Source organism: Streptomyces arenae (assembly GCF_022343545.1).
Classification (GTDB): Bacteria; Actinomycetota; Actinomycetes; order Streptomycetales; family Streptomycetaceae; genus Streptomyces; species Streptomyces humi.
On record NZ_JAKQYH010000009.1, the window covers coordinates 24,425 to 40,310 of the forward strand.

Sequence of the window (15,886 nt, forward strand, 5' to 3'; positions counted from 1 at the left end):
CGTGGGCCGGTGAGGCCGAGGGGAACTGCGGGGCCGGCGTGGCCGGTCGCGCGGTTCCTCGCGTCCCCGGGTCGGTCGCCGGTCCGGCGGTGCCCCGCGGCCGGGTCCGAGGGAGCGCCGGGTCTCAGCGCTCCGTCACCTTGCCCGCCGCCACCTCCAGGCGGCGGGTCACGTGCACCGCGTCCAGCATGCGGCGGTCGTGGGTGACCAGGAGGAGCGTGCCCTCGTAGGTGTCGAGGGCGGACTCCAGCTGCTCGATGGCGGGCAGGTCGAGGTGGTTGGTGGGTTCGTCCAGGACGAGCAGGTTGACGCCGCGGCCCTGGAGCAGCGCCAGGGCGGCACGGGTGCGTTCGCCCGGGGAGAGGGTGCCCGCCGGGCGCAGTACGTGGTCCTGCTTGAGACCGAACTTGGCCAGCAGGGTGCGGACCTCGACCGGCTCGGTGTCCGGGACGGCGGCGCAGAAGGCGTCCAGCAGGGGCTCGGTGCCGTGGAAGACCTTGCGGGCCTGGTCGACCTCGCCGACCACCACGCCGGAGCCGAGGGCGGCGTGCCCGGAGTCCAGCGGTACCCGGCCGAGCAGCGCGGCGAGCAGCGTGGACTTGCCGGCGCCGTTGGCCCCGGTCACCGCGACCCGGTCCGCCCAGTCGATCCCCAGGGAGACCGGGCCGAAGGTGAAGTCCCCGCGCCGTACCTCCGCGTCCCGCAGGGTCGCCACGACGGCTCCCGAGCGCGGGGCCGCCGCGATCTCCATGCGCAGTTCCCACTCCTTGCGCGGTTCCTCGACGACCTCCAGCCGTTCGATCATGCGCTGGGTCTGCCGGGCCTTGGCGGCCTGCTTCTCGCTGGCCTCGCTGCGGAACTTGCGGCCGATCTTGTCGTTGTCGTTGGACGCCTTGCGCCGGGCGTTCTTGACGCCCTTGTCCATCCAGGAGCGCTGCGTCTGGGCCCGGTCCTGGAGGGCGGCGCGCTTGTCGGCGTACTCCTCGTAGTCGTCGCGGGCGTGCCGGCGGGCCACGTCGCGTTCCTCCAGGTAGGCCTGGTAGCCGCCGCCGTACAGGTTGATCTGCCGCTGGGCCAGGTCGAGTTCGAGGACCTTGGTGACCGTGCGGGTGAGGAACTCCCGGTCGTGGCTGACGACGACCGTGCCCGCGCGCAGCCCGGTCACGAAGCGTTCGAGGCGCTCCAGGCCGTCCAGGTCGAGGTCGTTGGTGGGCTCGTCGAGCAGGAAGACGTCGTAGCGGGAGAGCAGGAGGGAGGCGAGGCCCGCGCGGGCCGCCTGGCCGCCGGACAGAGCGGTCATCGGCTGGTCCAGGTCGACGGCCAGGCCGAGCGAGTCGGCGACCTCCTCGGCGCGCTCCTCCAGGTCGGCGCCGCCGAGGCCGAGCCAGCGCTCCAGGCTGACGGCGTAGGCGTCGTCGGCGCCCGGCTCGCCGTCCACCAGGGCCTGGGTCGCCTCGTCCATGACGCGCTGGGCCTCTGCGACGCCGGTGCGCCGGGCGAGGAACGCGCGCACGGTCTCCCCCGGCCGCCGCTCCGGCTCCTGGGGCAGGTGGCCGATGCTCGCGGTCGGCGGGGAGAGCCGCAGCTCGCCCTGCTCGGGAGCGGTGAGCCCGGCGAGCAGCCGGAGCAGGGTGGACTTGCCCGCGCCGTTGGCACCGACCAGACCGATCACGTCCCCGGGCGCGACGACGAGGTCGAGCCCGGAGAAGAGCGAGCGGTCGCCGTGCCCGGCGGCGAGGTTCTTGGCGACGAGGGTGGCAGTCATCAGAAGGCCGATCCTAACGGGCCGGGGCGCGGGGCCCGCGCGCCTTTCGGCCCCGGTCAGCGGGTGGTCGCCGCCACCAGGACGCCGTCCGTGGTCCGGGCGACGACATAGGAGCCGCCCCTGACCGCCTTGCCGTCGAGGGGGATGCGGTGGCTGCCGGGTGCCAGGACGCCGTCGAAGAGTTCGTGGCTGCGGGGCCGGGAGAGCCGGTCGAGGCGGTACGCCGTGAGCCGGACCCGGCAGGACGAGGTGACCTCGACGCCGGCGGTGCCGTCGGCGGCGACCAGGCGGGCCAGCCGGCGCTGCGGGAGCGGGCTGCGGTCGAGGGCGTGCTCGGTCTGGGCGACGAGGAGCGGGACGATCGGGGCGAGGCCGTCGACGTACGCCACCGGTACGCCCGCCCGGTCGAACGCCGCGCGTACGGCGGCCCGTTCGGGCTCCCCGGCGGTCGGGCCGAAGAACACGGCGCCGTAGCCGCGCAGCTCCTCGGCGGGGACGCCGTCGGTGTCGCCGGTGATGTCGGCGCCGATGCCGATGGCGCGCAGGGCGGCGGCCAGCCTGGCGAGGAGGGCGACGCGGGCGCCGATCAGCAGGACGCGGCGGCCGGGCGGCGGGCCGGGGTCCGCGAGGAGGGCACCGAGGGCCTCCCGGTAGCCGGGGCCGTGGAAGCGGAACGGGCCGATGCCGTGGTAGCCGTTGAGTTCCAGGTCGGCGTGCGGGTCGGTCTGCCAGGCGAAGTCCTGCCAGATGTAGTCGTCGCCGTCCCGCTCGATGAGCGCGGTGACCGCGCCGCAGGCCAGGTCCTCGCACTCGGGGCAGCCGTAGATGACGTACCGGCCGCCGGGCAGCGGCGGGGCGGCCTCCAGCAGGAGGCCGCGGACCTGGGCGGTGAAGATCGCGGGCGGGACGTCGGAGGCGAGCGGGGAGACGGCGTCCAGGTCGGAGAGCTGGAACAGCAGGGGGCGGCCGTCGACGACGAAGTCCACGAAGTCCCGGTGGTGCTGGTAGCCGCCGTCGGCACGGACACCGCCGGCGCGCATCGCCGGGGCCAGGCCGAAGGTCGCGTATGCGGCAGACATGCTGTGAGTATCCCCAGAGCGGGACGTTCTGAGCGCGGCATGACATATTCCGCTAACGTCACGGCGTGGCGAACGAGCTGAGTGACGAGGTCGTCGTGGTCGGTGCCGGGGTGGCCGGGCTGACCACGGCGGTGGTGCTGGCCGAGAGCGGCCGCCGGGTGCGGGTGTGGGCGCGGGAGACCGGCGGGCGTACGACCTCGGCGGTCGCCGGTGCGCTGTGGTGGCCGTACCGCATCGAACCGGAGGCGCTGGTCGGCGAATGGGCCCTCGCGTCCCTCGTCGTGTACGAGGAGCTGGCGGCGCGGCCCGAGGAGACGGGCGTACGCCTGGTCGAGGGCGTACACCACGGACTGCGGCTGGACGGGCTGGGCCCCTGGGCGGCCCGGGTGCCGGGGCTCACCGACACGGACGAAGGTGTCGCGGCCCGGCTCCCGTTGATCGACATGCCGGTCCATCTGGCCTGGCTGCGGGAGCGGTTGGAGCGGGCGGGCGGGACGGTCGAGGAGCGGGAGGTGGCCGGGCTCGCCGAGGTGCCCGCGCCGGTCGTGGTCAACTGCACCGGGCTGGGCGCTCGTTCGCTGGTACCGGATCCGGCCGTGCGTCCGGTGCGCGGGCAGCTGGTCGTGGTGGAGAACCCGGGGATCACGACCTGGTACACGTCCGTCGACGAGGCCGAGGGCGGCGCGTCCGCGTACTTCTTCCCGCAGCCGGGCGGATTGCTGCTCGGGGGTACGGCGGAGGAGGACGCCTGGTCCCCGGAGCCGGATCCGGCCGTCGCGGCCGCGATCGTGGCGCGGTGTGCCGCGGTGCGGCCGGAGATCGCCGGGGCGCGGGTCCTGGCGCACCGGGTGGGGCTGCGGCCGTACCGGAGCGCGGTCCGGCTGGCGCGTGAACTCCGCCCGGACGGCGGGGTGGTGGTCCACAACTACGGCCACGGCGGCGCCGGGATCACGGTGGCCTGGGGGTGCGCACGAGAGGCGGCCGGCCTGGTGGACGCCGGACCGGCCGCCTAGAAACCTGCGCCGCCGGGACCCCGGAGGTCATCCGGGTCCCCGTAGGTCATACAGGGCCTCGGGAGTCACCCGAGGCCCCAGGAGCCGTCCGAGGCCCCCGGAGGTCATCCGAAACCCCGAGAGTCGTCCAAGACCCCGGGAGCCGTCCAAGACCCCGGGAGCCGTCCGAGACCCCGGGAGCCGTCCGAGGCCCCCGGGGTCAGTTCGCGGGGACGTGGGGGGCGGGGTGCGGGGCGCGGAGGCCGGCCAGGGGGTGCTTCGCCGGGGCGGTCCAGCGGGCCGTGGTCGCGGCCATGAACGCGGCCCGGCCGCCGACCAGCGGGACCCCGGCCGAGGTGCGGGACAGGTCCAGGGTGAGCGTCGGGGTCGTGGACGGCGGATCGATGAGGTCCTTGTCCGTGCCCGCGACGATCAGCGCCAGCCGGTGCCCCTTGGGCACGACGTGGTCGGTGGCCGCCAGGTCGACGGTGATCGTGTACGCCTTGCCCGGGGTGAGCGGCACGCCCTTGCCGGGGTCGGCGTAGGTGCCGAGGTCGGCCCAGCCGCGGCTGAAGACGGTGTAGTCGACGGCCTTGGTCTTGGCGGCGGTCCTCAGGAAGCAGGCGCTGTCACCGGCCGTGCTCTCGCCCCAGCAGGTCCGGTCGGTGAGGGTGGTGATGCCCTCGGCCGCGTCGGAGTAGTCCCGGACGGTGTCCGGGCCCAGGTCGACGAGGACGGCGGTCAGGTGGGCCGTCGACGTGGTCGGGGTGGCGGTGACCGTGACCTTGGACGAGCCGGACACCCGCAGGTCGTGGGTGAGCGGCGCGGTGAGGAAACCGGCCTTGTCCGGGGTCGGGGTGGCGATCCGGGCCGCCCAGTCGGTCTCGCTGTGCTGCGGGTCGTCGGTGAAGGTCTCGGTGCCGCCGTTCGCGCGCAGGCCGAGGGTGCCGACGCCCGCCTGGGTGCCGGCGGCCGGGCGCAGGGTGGTGGTCCGCGTACCGCTCGGCGGCCAGACGGCGGAGGTGACCCACTGGTCGGGGTGGCGTTCGACGTCGGCCATCGGCTCGCGGTCGATCCCGTTGTCGTAGCCGAGGAGTTCGTGGTCGAACCAGCGGTGCAGGGTGTCGACCCAGGCGCCGCGCCGGTAGTCGAAGGGGTCGACGTGACCGGTCTCGGAGAGCCAGATCTTGCGCTCGACCCCGTTCTTGGCGAGCGCGTCCCACCACTGGCCGAAGTGCTTGGTGCGGACGTTGAGGTCCTGCATGCCGTGCACGAGGAACACGCTGGCCTTCACCCTGGCCGCGTCCTTGACGTAGTCGCGCTCGGTCCACAGGCCGGTCCAGTCGCCGCTGCGCGGGGCCTCGTCGACCAGTTTCCGCTGGACGGCGGCGCACCCGGCGTGGGCCGCGTCGCTCTCCACCGCGTCGGCCAGCCAGTCGGGGCCCGAGTCGTACAGCGGGGCGCCCTGGGCGAAGTAGTAGTCGTACCAGGAGGAGATGGCGCTGATCGGGACGATCGTCTTCAGGCCTTTCACGCCGGTCGCGGCGACACCGTTGGCGATGGTGCCGTCCCAGCTCTTGCCGATCATGCCGGTTCTGCCGTTGGTCCAGGTCGCCTTGACCGTGGTGGTCCCGGTACGGCTGCGGTACGCCTTGGCCCGGCCGTTCAGCCAGTCGACGACGGCCTTGGCGGACTGGATGTCCGAGCGGCCGCCGACGTCGACGCAGCCGTCCGAGCGGTTGGTGCCCGCGAGGTCGACGCCGACGAAGGCGTAACCGCGGGGCACGAAGTAGTTGTCGTAGAACAGCGGCATCTGGACGACGTTCCCCTGGGCGTCGTACGTCTTGAGCTGGCTCTCGTTGCCGCGGCCGCAGCAGGAGTAGTAGGGGCTGGCGTCCATGATGACCGGTACCTTGCGGCCCTGGGCGGCGGGTTCGGCGGGGCGGACGATGTCGGCGGCGACGCGGTCGGTCTTCCCGTCGCCGTCGGAGTCGAGTCCGGTGTCCACCCAGACCGCCTCGCGGATGGCGTCGGCGTACGAGTAGACGGGCCGGCTCTCCCGGGGGGTACCGGCGGCCTGCGCCGCGGCCGGGGTGAGGAAGGCGGCGATCAGGGATGCGACGGCCGCCACGGCGAACGGTCTCCAGATCGTGAAGCGCGTACGAATCGGCATGCGGCGGACGCTACCTCGGTCAACTCCCGTGCAGAAGGGGGCGCATGAGGCACCGTCGGATCGGATTACGGCCGAATGGCGATCGTGTGACAGCAGGTGCCATGGACAGGCCAGGGGACTCAGGGACTGAATAGGCTCCGGACAGACTCGTGTTCCGTTCACCAGATGCATGCTCCATCGACGTGGCGTCCCGGCCGGTTGCGGCGGGTACGCCCCGGCCCCCTACCGACCTGGAGTTCACTTGCACCGCAGAATCCTCGCGCCGGGCGTCCTCGCGGCGGCCTCCCTGCTGCTGGCGATCCCGGCATCGGCCGCGAGCTACACCGCCGGCGCGCCGGGCATCGGCGACCCCTACTACCCGTACTACGGCAACGGCGGCTACGACGTCTCCCACTACGACCTGCGCCTGCAGTACCAGCCCGCCACCGACGAACTGGCCGGAACGGCCACGATCCTGGCGCGGACCACGCAGGACCTGTCCAGCTTCGACCTGGACTTCCTGCTGGACGTCAGCGAGGTACGGGTCAACGGGGCACAGGCCGCCTTCACCACCTCCGGTCAGCACGAGCTGGTGATCACGCCGAAGTCACCGCTGGCGAAGGGCACGCCGGTCACCGTGGTCGTCCGCTACAGCGGGGTCCCGTCGACGAAGAGCGCGTACGGCTTCAACACCTGGCACCGCACCCCGGACGGCGCCGTCGCGGCGGACGAGCCCGAGGCGGCCTGGTGGTGGTACCCGAGCAACGACCACCCGCTGGACAAGGCGACCTACGACGTGTCGGTGGCCGTGCCCGACGGCACCCAGGTCATCTCCAACGGCCTGCTCCAGTCGACCAGTTCGAAGCTGGGCTGGACCCGCTACAACTGGCGGCAGAACAAGCCGCAGGCGACCTACCTGACCACACTGGCGGTCGGGAAGTTCGACATCACCACCAGCACCTCCGAGGGCGGGGTGCCGGTCGTCAACGCCTACAGCAAGGACCTCGGCGACAACGACGGGGCGGCGCGGGCGAGCGTGGAACGCACCGGGGAGCTGGTGGACTGGCTGTCCGGCTATTTCGGGCCGTATCCGTTCGCCTCGGCCGGCGGGTACGTGCCGAACACCACCACCGGGTACGCGCTGGAGACGCAGACCCGCGTGTACTACAGCCCCAAGCAGTTCGCGAACGGCTCCAACACGTCGGTGGTCGTGCACGAACTGGCCCACCAGTGGTACGGGGACGACGTCTCTCTCAAGGGCTGGAAGGACATCTGGCTCAACGAGGGTTTCGCGCGGTACGCGCAGTGGCTGTGGTCGGAGCACGAGGGCGAGGGCACGACGCAGGAGCTCGCCGACTACGTGTACGCGTCGCATCCGGCCGACGACGCGTTCTGGACGGTCAAGCCGGGGGATCCCGGTCCGGACGACCAGTTCGACATCGCCGTGTACGACCGGGGGGCGCTGGCCGTGCAGGCGCTGCGGAACGCGGTCGGTGACGACGCGTTCTTCGCGATCCTGAAGGGGTGGCCGAAGGAGCACGCGTACGGGAACGCCTCCGTGGGGGACTTCGAGGCGTACGCGGAGAAGGTGTCGGGGAAGTCGCTGGGCGCGCTGTTCGACGCGTGGCTGTTCGAGCCGACGAAGCCGGCGGTGCCTGCGGCGAGGGCCGTGGGGGCTGTTGCGCAGCCGAAGTCCTGGAAGCGGATCGAGGCTACGAACGACGTGCACTGAGGGGGTGCCGGGTTCGGTACGCGGGGGGCTGCGGGCCGTGTGTGGCTGGTCGCGCAGTTCCTCGCGCCCCTGAAGGGGCGCCCCCCGGGCGCCCCTTCAGGGGCGTCCCCGGATGTATGGGGTGCTAGCCCCGGTGGGACTGCTGGGCGACCCTGCGGCGGACGCCGAACCAGCCTGCCACCAGGAGTGCGGCGATCACCGGGATGAGCAGGAGGGTCTTGCGGCCGACCGCCGGGTCGTTCCACATCATGCCGAGGCAGACCAGCAGGAAGGCGACCGTGGCCAGCTCGGTGCCCGGGCTGAAGCGGAGGCGGAACGACGGGCGCTCGACCAGGCCCGCCTTCGCCCTGCGGACGAAGATCAGGTGGCAGAGCATGATGATCACCCAGGTGCTGATGATGCCGAGGGAGGCCACGTTCAGCACGATCTCGAAGGCCTGGCTGGGCATCAGGTAGTTCAGCCCGACCCCGAGCACACAGACCGCGCAGGTCAGCAGGATGCCGCCGTAGGGGACCTGGCTGCGGTTCATGCGTGCCGTGAACTTAGGGGCGGAGCCGGCCGCCGCCATCGAACGCAGGATGCGGCCCGTGGAGTACAGGCCGGAGTTGAGGGAGGACATCGCGGCGGTGAGGACCACCAGGTTCATCACGTCGCCCGCACCGGAGACACCGATCTTGGAGAGGACCGTGACGAAGGGGCTCTCGTCGGCCGAGTAGACCGAGCCGGGCAGCAGCAGGGCCAGCAGGACGACCGAACCGACGTAGAAGAGGCCGACGCGCCACATGATGGAGTTCACCGCGCGCGGGACGACCTTCTCCGGCTCCGCGGTCTCGCCGGCCGCGACGCCGACCAGTTCCAGGGCCGCGTACGCGAAGATCACGCCCTGCATGACGAGGACGACCGGCATCAGCCCGTGCGGGAACACCCCGCCGTGGTCGGTGATGACGCTCAGGCCCGGGGTCGTGCCGTCGACCCTGTGCTGGGTGGCCAGCAGGTAGATGCCGATCAGCATGAAGCCGACCAGGGTGGCGACCTTGATGATTGCGAACCAGAACTCCATCTCGCCGAAGATCTTCACCGAGATGAGGTTCACCGCCAGCACCACGGCCAGGGCGACGAGCGCGAGCGTCCACTGCGGGATGCTCGTGAACATGCTCCAGTAGTGCGTGTAGAGCGCGATCGCGGTGATGTCGGCGATACCGGTCGTGGACCAGTTGAGGAAGTACATCCAGCCGGCGACGTACGCGCCCTTCTCACCGAGGAACTCGCGCGCGTACGACACGAAGGAGCCGGAGGACGGGCGGTACAGGACCAGCTCGCCGAGGGCGCGGACCACGAAGAAGGCGAAGATTCCGCAGACCAGGTAGGCGAGGGCGAGTGCCGGTCCGGCGTTGTGGAGGCGTCCGCCGGCGCCCAGGAAGAGACCGGTGCCGATCGCGCCGCCGATGGCGATCATGTTGACGTGGCGGTGCTTGAGGTCCTTGCTGTAGCCGGCGTCGCCCGCGTCCGCGGGCGTCCGGGCCGGGTCGGTCCGGGTGGCGACGGCCTGTGCCGTGTCGGCGGCGTCCTTGCTCACAGGTGGTTCCACTCTCTGGTGCGCCCGAGCGGATCGCGCTCGGATGTCCGGACGTACTCGGTCGGCGCGCTCGGTTGTTTGCACAGACCAAGGCGCAACCTTCCCCCGGCCCTCACGGCACATGCGATGACGTGGATCACAGAGCGGAACTTCTCACAAGGTCTCGATCATGACGGGTGAGTGACGTGCGATCGAACACGCGTACGCGAGACCCGCGTGTCACAGTGCCGGTGTGACAGCGATACTGCTGCACATGACGACCGACACGGACAGCGAGTCCGGGGAGCCCGCGCTCACGATCGACGAGCTGGCCGCGCGGGCCGGCACCACGGTCCGCACGGTCCGGTTCTACGGCACGAAGGGGCTGCTCCCGCCGCCGGTGATCGGTCCGCGGCGGGTCGGGCACTACGGGCGGGAGCACCTGGCCCGGCTGGCGCTGATCGAGGAGCTTCAGCTCCAGGGCATGACGCTGGCCGCGATCGAGCGCTATCTGCGGCGGCTGCCGGCCGGCCTGAGCGATCACGACCTGGCCATCCACCGGGCCGCGGTCGCCTCCTGGGCCCCGGACACCGAGGAGACGGTCACCGCCGGGGAGCTGCGGCGCCGGGCCGGGCGCCCGCTGGACGCGCCGGACGTCGAACGGCTCGTCGCGATGGACGTCGTACGGCCCGACGGCGACGCCTACCGCATCGACCCCGGCCTGTTCCGGCTGGCCGTGCAGCTCCTCGACGTGCCGCTGTCCGAGAAGGCGATCCTGGCCGCGCGCACGGTGCTGACCGAGCACGCGCGGGCGGCCGCGCACGAGCTGTCCCAGCTGTTCCGGGCCGAGGTGGCGGAGCGCGCCGAGGAGGACGTGAGGTCCCTGTCCGCCCACATGCAGCCGCTGGTGGTCCAGGCACTACTGACGGCGTTCCAGCGCTCGCTCAGTGCGGAGGTGCACCAGTGGCTCGCCGCGCCTGAGGAGGGCGGCGAGCCCGGTGCGGACCCGGCCGTCAGCGCCCGTCGGTGAAGGTCTCCCCCTTCGCCGCCTTGTCGACCAGCAGCGCGGGCGGGGTGAAGCGCTCACCGTAGGTCTCGGCGAGTTCACGCGCGCGGGCCACGAAGCCCGGGAGCCCTCCCTCGTAACCGTTGACGTACTGGAGGACACCACCGGTCCAGCCCGGGAAGCCGATGCCGAAGATCGAGCCGATGTTGGCGTCGGCGACCGAGGTCAGCACGCCCTCCTCCAGGAGCCGGACGGTGTCCAGGGCCTCGGCGAAGAGCATCCGCTCCTGCATGTCCCGGAACGGGATCTCCCGGCCGGGCCGGGTGCCGTGCTTGCCCGGGGGGCGACCCCCGGAACCCCCGAAGTGCTCGCGCAGGCCGGGCCACAGGGCGCCGCGGCTGCCGTCCTCGGCGTAGTCGTAGAAACCCGCTCCCCCGCTGCGGCCGGGGCGGCCGAACTCGTCGACCATGCGGTCGATGACCGCCTCCGCCGGATGCGCCTGCCAGGTGCCGCCCGCCTCCTCGACGGCCAGCTTCGACTCGCGGCGGATCTTCTGGGGCAGGGTGAGCGTCAGCTCGTCCATCAGGGAGAGCACCTTGGCCGGGTAGCCGGCCTGGGCCGCCGCCTGCTCGACGGAGGCGGGCTCGATGCCCTCGCCGACCATGGCGACGCCCTCGTTGATGAAGTGGCCGATCACCCGGGAGGTGAAGAAGCCGCGGGAGTCGTTGACGACGATCGGCGTCTTGTTGATCTGCCGGACCAGGTCGAAGGCGCGCGCGAGGGCCTCGTCGCCGGTGCGCTCGCCCTTGATGATCTCGACGAGCGGCATCTTGTCGACGGGCGAGAAGAAGTGCAGGCCGATGAAGTCGGTCTGCCGCTCGACGCCCTCGGCGAGGGCGGTGATGGGCAGGGTGGAGGTGTTGGAGCAGAGCAGCGCGTCGGGGGCGACGACGGACTCGATCTCCTGGAACACCTTGTGCTTGAGCGCGGTGTCCTCGAAGACGGCCTCGATGACGGCGTCACAGCCCGCGAGGTCCTGCGGGTCCGCGGTCGGGGTGATGCGGGCGAGCAGCGCGTCCGCCTTCTCCTGGCTGGTACGGCCCTTGGCGACGGCCTTGGCGCACAGCTTCTCGGAGTAGCCCTTGCCCTTGAGGGCCGCCTCGGCCGAGACGTCCTTGAGGACGACGTCGATGCCCGCGCGGGCGCACGAGTAGGCGATGCCGGCGCCCATCATGCCCGCGCCGAGGACGGCGACCTTGCTGACCTTGCGCGGCTCGATGCCCTGGGGACGGTTGGCGCCGGAGTTGACGGCCTGGAGGTCGAAGAAGAACGCCTGGATCATGTTCTTCGAGATCTGCCCGGCGGCCAGCTCGACGAAGTAGCGGGCCTCGATGACCTGGGCGGTCTCGAAGTCGACCTGGCTGCCCTCGACGGCGGCGGCCAGGATGCGGCGCGGCGCCGGGTAGGGGGCGTTGTTGGTCTGCTTGCGCAGGCTGGCCGGGAAGGCGGGCAGGTTGGCGGCGAACTTCGGGTTGGCGGGCGTGCCCCCGGGGATGCGGTAGCCCGGCTTGTCCCAGGGCTGCTGGGACTCGGGGTTGGCGTCGATGAAGGCGCGGGCCTTGGCGAGGAGGTCCTCGGGGCTGTCGGCGACCTCGTGGACCAGGCCGTTCTCCTGGGCCCGGCGGGCGTTGTACTGGGTGCCCTGGAGGAGGACCTTCAGGAGGGCGTCGGCGATGCCGAGCAGGCGTACCGTGCGGACGATCCCGCCGCCGCCCGGGAGCAGGCCGAGGGTGACCTCGGGGCAGCCGATCTTCGTGCCGGGCGTGTCGAGGGCGACCCGGTGGTGGCAGGCGAGGGCGAGTTCGTAACCGCCGCCGAGGGCCGCGCCGTTGATGGCGGCGACGACCGGCTTGCCCAGGGTCTCGATGCGACGCAGGTTGCGCTTGACCGCGAGGCCGCCGTCGAAGAGGTCCTGGGCGGTCTCGGGGGTGACCCGGATCAGGTCGCGCAGGTCGCCGCCGGCGAAGAAGGTCTTCTTGGCGGAGGTGAAGATGACGCCCCGGACCGAGTCCTGCTCGGCCTCCAGACGGTCGGCGATCGCGGCGATCGACTCGACGAAGGCCGCGTTCATGGTGTTCGCGGACTGGGCGGGGTCGTCCAGGACGAGGGTGACGACGCCGGTGTCGTCCTGTTCCCAGCGGATGGTGGTGCTCTCGGTCATGGCTCGTGTCTCCGTGAGGTCTCTTGGTTCCGCGGGGATGTCAGACGCGCTCGACGATGGTCGCGATGCCCATGCCGCCGCCCACGCACAGCGTGGCGAGGCCGTAGCGCTTGTCCTGGCGCTCCAGTTCGTCGACGAGCGAGCCGAGGATCATCGCGCCGGTGGCGCCGAGCGGGTGGCCGAGCGCGATGGCCCCGCCGTTGACGTTGACCTTGTCCAGGGACAGGCCCATGTCCTTCACGAAGCGCAGCACGACCGCCGCGAACGCCTCGTTGATCTCGACCAGGTCGATGTCGTCGACGGTGAGGCCGGCCTTGGCGAGGGCCTTGCGGGTGGCGGGGGCGGGACCGGTGAGCATGATGGTCGGTTCGGAGCCGGAGACGGCCGCCGAGACGATCCGCGCGCGCGGGGTGAGGCCGTAGCGCTCGCCGATCTCCTTCGAGCCGATGGCGACCAGGGAGGCGCCGTCGACGATGCCGGAGGAGTTGCCCGCGTGGTGGACGTGGTCGATCTTCTCGACCCAGTGGTACTTCTGCAGGGCGACCGCGTCGAAGCCGCCGAGTTCGCCGATGTCGGCGAAGGAGGGCTTGAGCTTGGCGAGGGAGTCGGCGGTGGTGCCGGGCCGCAGGTGCTCGTCGTGGTCGAGGACGGTGAGGCCCGCGCGGTCCTTCACGGGCACCACGGAGCGGTCGAAGCGGCCCTCCTTCCAGGCCGTCGCCGCGCGCTCCTGGGAGAGCGCCGCGTACTCGTCGACGTCCCGCCGCGTGAAGCCCTCGATGGTGGCGATCAGGTCGGCGCCGATGCCCTGCGGCACGAAGTTGACGGCCAGGTTGGTCATCGGGTCGTTGAACCAGGCACCGCCGTCCGAGGCCATCGGCACCCGGGACATGGACTCGACGCCGCCGGCGAGGACCAGGTCCTCGAAGCCCGAACGGACCTTGGCCGCAGCCATGTTGACGGCCTCCAGGCCGGACGCACAGAAGCGGTTCTCCTGGACGCCGGCCACCGTGTCGGGCAGTCCGGCGGCGATCGCGGCGATCCGCGCGATGTCGGAGCCCTGGTCGCCGACCGGGCCGACGACGCCGAGCACGATGTCGTCGATCGCGGCCGGGTCGAGGCCCGGGAAGCGGTCGCGGATCTCGTGGATGAGACCGACGACCAGGTCGATGGGCTTGGTGCCGTGCAGGGCGCCGTTCGCCTTGCCGCGGCCGCGCGGGGTGCGGATCGCGTCGTACACGTACGCTTCGGTGCTCACTGACAAGCCTTTCAACGAGGGTTTTTCGAGAGCGGGAGGGGGTCAGAGCCAGTTCTTGACGGTCTCGACCAGGCGGGCCGGGTCCGGGCCCACGGGGGTGACGTCCAGCATGGTGACGCCGGCCTCGCGGAAGGCCTCGACGCGCTCGCGGACGTAGCCCTCGGGGCCGCACAGGGATATGAGCTCGCAGAACTCGTCCGGTACGGCCGCCGCGGCGTCCCGGTGCCGGCCGTCGAGGTACAGCTCCTGGATGAGCCGGGCCTCCTTCTCGTAGCCGTAGGCGACGGCGAGGTCGTTGTAGAAGTTCCTGCCGCGCGCCCCCATGCCGCCCACGTACAGGGCGATCCGGGGGCGGGCGAGGTCGCGTGCGGCGGCCGCGTCCTCGCCGATGGCCAGCAGTCCGCCGGCGACGGTCTTCAGCTCGCCGAGGGCCGGGTCGCGCCGGGCGGCGCCCTCCGCCAGCGCGGTTCCCCAGACGTCCTTGGCCTTCTCGGGGATGAACAGGGTGGGCAGCCAGCCGTCGGCGATCTCGGCGGTCATCCGGACGTTGGCGGGTCCGAGGGAGGCGACGTAGAGCGGGACCTCGGGACGGACCGGCCTGGTGAGGATCTTCAGGGGCTTGCCGAGGCCGCCCGGACGGGGCATGTCGGTGATGCCGTGGTGGTCGATGACCTCGCGGCGCAGGATGCGCCGGGTGAGCTCGATGGTCTCGCGGGTGCGGCCGAGCGGCCTGTCGTAGGCCTTCCCGTGCCAGCCCTCGATCACCTGCGGGCCGGAGGCGCCGAGGCCGATGATCGCCCGGCCGCCGGAGATCGCGTCGAGGCCCGCGGCCGTCTGGGCGATGAGGGCGGGGGTACGGGAGTAGACGTTGAGGATCGCGGAGCCGATCTTCATCCGTTCGGTGCGGGCGGCCAGGTAGCCCATGATGGTGGGCGAGTCGAAGCCGTACGCCTCCGCGACCCAGACCGCGTCGAGACCCGCCGACTCCAGCGCGGCGGCCCGGTCCGCGGCACCGCGCGGATCACCCGCGTAGTCGAGGAAGGTGGAGAGCTCCATCAGGCGATGTCCTTGTCGTGGTCGTGGTCATGGCCGACGGGGCCGGGGGCGTGGGGTCCAGAGGCGTCGGGCACATGGGCGTCGGGCACATGGGCGTCGGGCACATGGGCGCTAGGCACATGGGCGTCAGGCCTGTCGTCCGCCACATGGGCGTCCGGCACATGGGCGTCCGGCACATGGGCGTCGGCCACATGGCCGCCCGACACATGGCCGTCCGGCACACGGGCGTCCAGCAGGGTCGGTACTGCCCAGTCGTGGGCCACCTCGGGGGTGTCGGCGCCCGGGTGTGCGGGGGCGGTCCGGACGCTCGTGGGGGTCGCGGAGAAGCGGGGGGCGGGGGCCGGCTGGGTGATGCCGGCGTGGTCGGTGAAGGTGCCGCGGGCGGCCAGATGGGGGTGGTGCGGGGCCTCGGCCAGGGACAGCACGGGGGCCACGCAGGCGTCGGAGCCCTCGAAGACGGCCGTCCACTCGGCCCGCGAGCGCTCCTTGAAGCGGGCGGCGACCCGCTCGCGCAGTTCACCCCAGCGGGTCCAGTCCTTGCGGGCGTCGGCCAGGTCGGCGACGCCCCCGAGCCGGTCGAGGAACTCCGCGTAGAACTGCGGCTCCAGGGCGCCGACCGCCATGTGGCCGCCGTCGGCGGTCTCGTAGGTGCCGTAGTACGGGCAGCCGCCGTCCAGCAGGTTGGCGCCGCGCCGGTCCTGCCAGCGGCCCGCGGCCACCATGCCGTGGATCATCGACGCGAGGTGTGCGGTGCCGTCCAGGTTCACCGGCCGCCGCGAGGTGTTGGTGACGTCCACCCACTCCTAATCCGTAGTTAAGAGCGGTCCAGCAGGACGAGGAGTCCGGCAGGGACGTTCGAGTGGCGGTGGCCAAACGGGACGCCGGGTGGATGCATACGGTCGGCTTGGCCCACGAGGCCTTCGGACAGACGGAGCACGTCTTGGCACTCGCCGGCCACCGCCACAGCAAGGCTCGAACGCTTGAGATAGATCGGTGCCGTCCAGCGCCGCGTCAACACCGCGCCTTGATCATTCGTTGGTGTTGGTGGGACGAGCCCACCCCACGGTGACCTC

General features: G+C 71.9%; 10 protein-coding genes and 1 pseudogene. 3 read left to right on the plus strand and 8 right to left on the minus strand.

What is annotated here, in order from left to right; all coding sequences use genetic code 11:
- Positions 1–124 precede the first annotated feature (124 nt).
- Positions 125–1,765 (minus strand): ABC-F family ATP-binding cassette domain-containing protein, encoded by a 1,641-nt coding sequence (locus tag MB828_RS04830; protein ID WP_301647062.1) that lies wholly within the window; start codon positions 1,763–1,765, stop codon positions 125–127.
- A 56-nt stretch (positions 1,766–1,821) separates the two neighbouring features.
- Complete coding sequence (locus MB828_RS04835; RefSeq protein WP_301647063.1) at positions 1,822–2,844, minus strand: oxidoreductase; 1,023 nt, start codon at positions 2,842–2,844, stop codon at positions 1,822–1,824.
- Positions 2,845–2,909: 65 nt separating this feature from the next.
- Between MB828_RS04835 and MB828_RS04840 the strand changes: the two genes are divergently transcribed.
- Entirely contained in the window at positions 2,910–3,857 is a 948-nt protein-coding gene (locus MB828_RS04840; RefSeq protein ID WP_301647064.1) for an NAD(P)/FAD-dependent oxidoreductase, read from the plus strand.
- A 199-nt stretch (positions 3,858–4,056) separates the two neighbouring features.
- Here MB828_RS04840 and MB828_RS04845 read toward each other — a convergent pair whose 3' ends face one another.
- Positions 4,057–6,009, minus strand: coding sequence for a Xaa-Pro dipeptidyl-peptidase (locus MB828_RS04845; protein WP_301647065.1), 1,953 nt, complete (start codon positions 6,007–6,009; stop codon positions 4,057–4,059).
- Positions 6,010–6,250: 241 nt separating this feature from the next.
- Between MB828_RS04845 and MB828_RS04850 the strand changes: the two genes are divergently transcribed.
- Positions 6,251–7,720 carry a M1 family metallopeptidase gene (locus MB828_RS04850; protein WP_133028560.1) on the plus strand — a complete coding sequence of 490 codons (1,470 nt, stop codon included), beginning with the start codon at positions 6,251–6,253 and terminating at the stop codon, positions 7,718–7,720.
- A gap of 124 nt (positions 7,721–7,844) precedes the next feature.
- On the opposite strand, the gene MB828_RS04855 is transcribed toward MB828_RS04850, so the two are convergent.
- Positions 7,845–9,296, minus strand: coding sequence for an amino acid permease (locus tag MB828_RS04855; RefSeq protein WP_301647066.1), 1,452 nt, complete (start codon positions 9,294–9,296; stop codon positions 7,845–7,847).
- 253 nt (positions 9,297–9,549) lie between these two features.
- Here MB828_RS04855 and MB828_RS04860 point away from each other — a divergent pair, with 253 nt between their 5' ends.
- Positions 9,550–10,305, plus strand: a complete 756-nt coding sequence (locus tag MB828_RS04860; protein ID WP_301647070.1) for a MerR family transcriptional regulator — start codon at positions 9,550–9,552, stop codon at positions 10,303–10,305.
- Here the strand turns inward: MB828_RS04860 and MB828_RS04865 are convergent.
- The 4 genes and pseudogenes from MB828_RS04865 to MB828_RS04880 all read right to left on the minus strand — a co-directional run.
- The gene (locus MB828_RS04865; RefSeq protein ID WP_301647067.1) at positions 10,289–12,502 is read right to left on the minus strand and encodes a 3-hydroxyacyl-CoA dehydrogenase NAD-binding domain-containing protein; all 2,214 of its coding nucleotides are present in this window, start codon (positions 12,500–12,502) and stop codon (positions 10,289–10,291) included. The two genes, MB828_RS04860 and MB828_RS04865, sit on opposite strands and share 17 nt — an antisense overlap.
- A 40-nt stretch (positions 12,503–12,542) precedes the next feature.
- Positions 12,543–13,757 carry an acetyl-CoA C-acetyltransferase gene (locus MB828_RS04870; RefSeq protein WP_133028557.1) on the minus strand — a complete coding sequence of 405 codons (1,215 nt, stop codon included), beginning with the start codon at positions 13,755–13,757 and terminating at the stop codon, positions 12,543–12,545.
- Positions 13,758–13,799: 42 nt separating this feature from the next.
- Entirely contained in the window at positions 13,800–14,813 is a 1,014-nt protein-coding gene (locus MB828_RS04875) for an LLM class F420-dependent oxidoreductase (RefSeq protein WP_133028556.1), read from the minus strand.
- 230 nt (positions 14,814–15,043) lie between these two features.
- Positions 15,044–15,574, minus strand: a pseudogene (locus MB828_RS04880) (CoA transferase); the annotation flags it as partial.
- Positions 15,575–15,886 lie beyond the last annotated feature (312 nt).